The organism is Nostoc sp. CHAB 5715 (assembly GCF_020829685.1).
GTDB lineage: Bacteria > Cyanobacteriota > Cyanobacteriia > Cyanobacteriales > Nostocaceae > Nostoc.
Genome location: NZ_JAIVFR010000486.1, coordinates 1 through 5,566, shown reverse-complemented (window position 1 = coordinate 5,566; position 5,566 = coordinate 1). Strand labels below are relative to the sequence as shown.

Annotated in this window: 2 protein-coding genes; both read left to right on the top strand. The window is 32.7% G+C overall.

The genetic code is table 11. The features are described from left to right. Positions 1-18: 18 nt before the first annotated feature. The gene (locus tag LC574_RS23935) at positions 19-3,510 is read left to right on the top strand and encodes an RNA-directed DNA polymerase (protein WP_229456056.1); all 3,492 of its coding nucleotides are present in this window, start codon (positions 19-21) and stop codon (positions 3,508-3,510) included. A 99-nt stretch (positions 3,511-3,609) separates the two neighbouring features. Then, on the top strand, positions 3,610-5,566 hold a 1,957-nt coding region (locus LC574_RS23930; RefSeq protein WP_229456055.1), incomplete at its 3' end, for a UvrD-helicase domain-containing protein.

The window sequence follows — 5,566 nt, the reverse complement described above, 5'->3', positions numbered from 1 at the left end:
ATAGAAAAATAGGTAAAAATGATACATAAAGATGATCTTGAACACCGTCTAAAGGAGTTGGACTGGACGCTGTATAGACTAGCCAAGGAATTTGCCGAATATCGAGCCACCGGAGGGGTTGTTTCCCCAGCTTCGCGCTATCACAGTTCTATTAGTAAAGCAATAGAAAGTCCTGGTAAATCTAGATTAGAAACTATTGAAGATATAGTTCAGGTTCTCAACGGTGAGCTAACTATTTTATGGGAAGCAGGAAAAGTAGTTACTATTCGACTAGAGGATGAAACTATAGAAGCTCTAAAACAGAGAGCCGAAAATGATGGAAAGACTATTAATGAGATAGCCAAGCAACTGTTGTTACAAGCACTTTCAGGACTTGCCGCGCAGAAGTCGAAACAAGTCACTAATTTAGTTATGGCTGAAGAAGCCAAAATTTATCGCTCTTTTCATCCTATTATTGCATCTGCTTATTCTGCTGTACATCAATGGTTGTCGGAAATTTCAGACGCAAAGGGATATAAGGAACTTGATTACTCAAAGGATATTTCAGATTCTTTAGATAAAGCAGATTTAAAAAGTGCCGCATTTCAGTTTTATGCTCTCTTTGCTCGGAACTACTTTGAAGTAGTGCATATTTTAGATAATGTTATTAATTCAACTAGGTTAGTCCATAGCATTAAATATAAACCACGCATTTACTTGCTAGATGTTGGTTGTGCGATGGGTGCTGCTACAGCTGCTTTTATTGAAAAGATTTTAACTTTGCCAAAAGAAGTAATTCAATCCAAAACGATAGAAATTGTTTGTGTAGGTATAGAACCCAATATTTATAGTTATGCTATTTATAAAAAGTTAATGCAGGAACTCCAAGAAAAGATTAAACCATTTAATATTTACTTAGATTTCAAGGCAATAAATGAACCTCTTTCACAAGCAGTTTTGACTACAATTACTCACCTAAAAAATAAACTAAATGAGAAATATTCTTCAGAAAAAGCTTTATCTAATCTTTTTTTAATGCAGCTTGATATTGCTTCAGCTATTGGTAGAGATGAAGTTCTCAAAAGAGAAAGAGATAAAAAACTCAAAGCTTTAGGATTAGAACCAGAAAGTGATACAGAGATAGAAAAAGAGTTTTGGCAAGATGAAGCACTTTCCTTAAAACGCTTATTGGAAGAAGTACCCGTTGAAAAGTTGCATTTAATGACAATAGGAACAAAAAACTTAGAAAAATCTTTAAAACAAATAATTGAAGTTAGTGATATTAATCAAGGAATCAATGCCATAAACAAAGCTCTTGAAAACTTTATTGGTAAAAATCATAAAATTTATGATGTTCTTGAAGGTCAACAAGCCGTTTATTTTGAAAATCCTGTTAGTAGTTATTGGCAAGATAAACATATCTTGAATCATGCTGCTCAATTTAATGCTGTTTGTCAAACAATTAAAAATAGCGAACTGGAGGAAGACAATGAATGGAATAAATTGATAAGTTTGGAAAATATAGAATTAGCTTGGGCTAAAGCTAGAAGTAATCTATTTAATGAATCTTTTTATGACGAAATAGAAATCCGGTTGTTTGAAAAGAATATTGATGAGAACTTGCAGATTCTTGTTGATAACTTAGTTGACAGGTTATATTCAGATAATTTTCTGCCGTCAAATCAAGATATTGACTATAAATTTGTCAAGGGTAGAGCAAAAGGTCGTCCAAAGCAGCTAACTCGTTTAGAAGAAGAAATATTAGCTATTGCTATTCTGCAAACTATTGGACAAAAAAACGACCTTGATTTTTATTCGTATCAACTCAAATTAGAGCCAACAGAAGATTTATATGAAGATTACTTTCCAAACTATAAAAAGTTTTTAGAAGAATCAGAAAAAAGTGCTAATAGTTATCCCAAAGGTGCTGCCAAAGGTGCTGTTTTAAGAACTGACATACAATCCTATTATGTCAAAGTTATTCAAAAACAGTTACTTCTTATTACTGAAAGAGAACTACAAATTACCAGTGACCGGATTAAGTGGTTACTTAGTAAAATTCTCGAACAAAATTTGAATAATGGACACGACAATGGTATGGGACTTAAACAAGGAACTCTAACATCAGGTTTTTATGCTAATTTGTATCTGAAAGCTGTTGATGATTATTTCGCTAATGAACCGAAGTGGAAACATAAAATCAACTTTCACCGTTATGTGGATGATATTATTGCAGTGGTTCCGCATGATGATGATATTAAACAATTTGCAACAGATTTAAAAAATAAACTCAGCGAACTCGGACTGAATCTTAATAAAGATAAAACGGAACATTATGATAATGTCTCAGATTTTTCAAAAAACATAAAACCAGATTCTCGTCTAGATAAATTAAACACAGAGTTCAATTTTGATATTCTTGCTCCTTTATGGATAATGAATTATGATTACCGGACTGAATTTGAGTTAGCTAATAGCAGTCATGATGAAAAATCATGGTGGAAACTGATCAAAATATATCAACATTGTTTATATTCCCTGGGAATTAATATCACAGAAATGGACTTGAGTCGGAAAATATATCAAAAATTAAATTCAGAAAAATTAAATAATAAAAAACAGTTAACTTTACCATATTTTCCTATAAATGATAACTTTATTATCATTTCTCAATGGAGTAGTCAATTTCAAGTTCAAGAATTAAATCGTAATTGGATTTATAGTAAAAATCAGATAAAGTCTAAGATTGTTAATATTTTTCAAGACAGTTTAAAAGAACTACAAGGAATTATCAAGGAAAAAGCTGATTCTATTAGTGAGCAAAAAAAACGGGAATCAAATATAAACCGGAGAAAATTAGAAAGTACCATTAGATTCTCAGCAAAGAAGTTACTAATTCTAGGTTTTGATCAAGTTTGGCAAGAAATTGTTGACCTCATTCGTGATCCTGACTTATTCGTGATTCGTGATTTACTAGATGTTATTGTTGGTTTAGCTTCTCAAGGATATGCCGATGCTATTAAGCAGCTATGGCAACACTATCAAAATGCCGAAATAGAAAGTGAAGAACCAAGTGAATATGTCCGCGCTATTTTACTTGAAGCATTTCGCTTTCTACCAATACTTGAATCAGATGATTGGCAATTAATATTTAACTCGGCAACAGCAGCTAAATCTGATATTGAAAAACTCAAAGCAACGGAAAGTTGGCTATATTTAGGACAGCTTGCCAAACCATTTGTACAACCTCAACATCTTCAAAATGTTATCAATGCTTTAAATAGTGTTCCTTCTCCATTTACTCGACTCAAGAAAAACTACATCTTGATTTTGGGAATGTACAATTACGATTTACCAGATAATATTCCATTTTCCGATGAAGAAAAAAATGATTATTTAATTAAAGATGCTTTGAAACTTGCAGAATCAGGAAAAGTTTCAGAAATATTCAGAGAGATTGAACCAGCAAGAGTTAGACAATATTACAACCAGAAACAAAAATCAGTTACTAAAGATAAACAATACTATTAAGTAAAAATTATCATACTTTCTATGTCTCAAACCCAACCAAACCCAGAACAACTAAAAATCATCAACCACATCAACGGAGCAATATTAGTTCTTGCTCCAGTGGGAACTGGTAAAACCCACGTTTTATCAGAAAGAGTAGTGAAAGCTATTAATAGCGGTATTCCTGCTCAAAAAATACTGTGTCTGACTTTTACTAACCGCGCAGCTAAAGAAATGAGCGAACGGTTAGCAGATATTTGTCCAAAGGAATTTCGCTATATTACAATCAAAACTTTTCATAGTTTATGTACTTCAATACTGCGAGTAGAAGCTCGTCAAATTGGTTTACCAGCAGATTTTGTAGTTTATGATGATGCTGACTGTCTTGGACTAATTAAAGATATTTTCCGTCTCACAAAAGACAAAGAAGCTCAAGAAAAATTTTCTCAATTAACTAATTGTAAAGCTAAAGCTAGTCAATTGCAGTTATCTCCCAATTATCCATTAGAGAAATTATTTGCACCTTTAGGAATACGTGATGCTGAATTAGCTAGTCAATATCAAAGCATTCTCCAAGAACGTCATGCTCTCGATTTTGCAGACTTAATCTTTTATGTTCGCTCAATACTGAATTCCTATGCTGAAATTCAACAAAGATGGAAGCAACATTTTGACTTTATCCAAGTTGATGAAGTACAAGATACTCATCTATCTGAATATGAAATTGTCCGTTGTTTAGCTTCTCGTACTAGCAATATTGCCATGATTGGTGATTTAGACCAAACTATTTACGAGTGGAGAGGCTCTGAACCTGATAAATTTATCAGTCAATTTAAACAAGAGTTTCAACCTCAAGAATATTCTCTGACTTGGAATTACCGCGCTACTCAAACCTTACTTAATGCTGCTTCTGGTTTTGCTGACTCTTTTAAAGAAAGATACACAAAAATTACCCCTGCACCTGATTGTGAGGTTGGAGAATTAATTCCAGTTTATACAGCAAAAAATGAATTAGATGAAGCTAAATGGATTGCAACACAGATTCAAAAATTAGCTAATAATGATCCCAATTTTCTATATAACCGCGTTGCTGTTTTAACTAGAAATCATAAACGAATTGAGATTATTACTAAAGTTTTAGAAAATTTACATATTCCCTGTGTAACAGTTGAGCAGCATCAATTCTTTATGCGTCAGGAAGTTAAAGATACTTTGGCTTATCTACGATTAATATTAAATCCTTTTGATACAGGTTCAATGCGTCGGATGTTAGTGCGTCCAAATCGGGGAATTGGTGCTGTCAGTATTGAGAATGTCATCAAAGAGGGAGAAGCTTGTGGGTTTAAACTTATTGATATGGCTTCAACTCAAACTTTTCTTGATAGTGATCCTTTTAGCAATTTACTAACTGCTTATGATTCTGGCACAATTGTTGTTTTTGATGTGGAAACAACTGGTTTTTCAGCAAGTCAAGATGAAGTTATTGAAATTGCTGCTTCTAAATTAGTTGCAGGGAAACTAGAAGCAGAATTTCATGCTTATATTACCAATACTGTTCCAGTGAGAGAGTCAGAACTAATACATGGTTACAGTGATGAATTTTTAGCCGCCAATGGCAGAAATGCAATTGATGTATTTCAGAATTTTTTATACTTTATTGAAGATGCTTTTTTAGTTGGGCATAATCTAGGTTTTGATATTAAGATGATTACAGCCCATACTCAAAAATTAGGTTTATCAACTCCTAAATTTCAATGGGTAGATACTTGGGATTTAGCTAAACGCTTTATAGAATCAGATAGCTATAGCTTGGAAAATTTAGCAAATAAATTAAATTTAAATCAATTACCAAGTCATCGTGCTATTGATGATACGCGCACAACTGTAGAATTATTAGCAATTTTAATACCTTTAGTTAAAGTGCGTGCTGATTATCGTCAAGCTTTAGTCTATCGTTATGGAGAAGAATTTGAAGATTTAGCTGATGATATTGAGAGTTGGAGAGATGCCAGCCAAAAATTACGTCCAGCCAATTTATTAGGTAAAATTTTAGTTGATTCTGGTTTATATGACTATT

Coding starts and splice junctions, on each gene's coding strand:
- LC574_RS23935 (WP_229456056.1), top strand. CDS start 19: ATGATACATAAAGATGATCTTGAACACCGTCTAAAGGAGTTGGACTGG.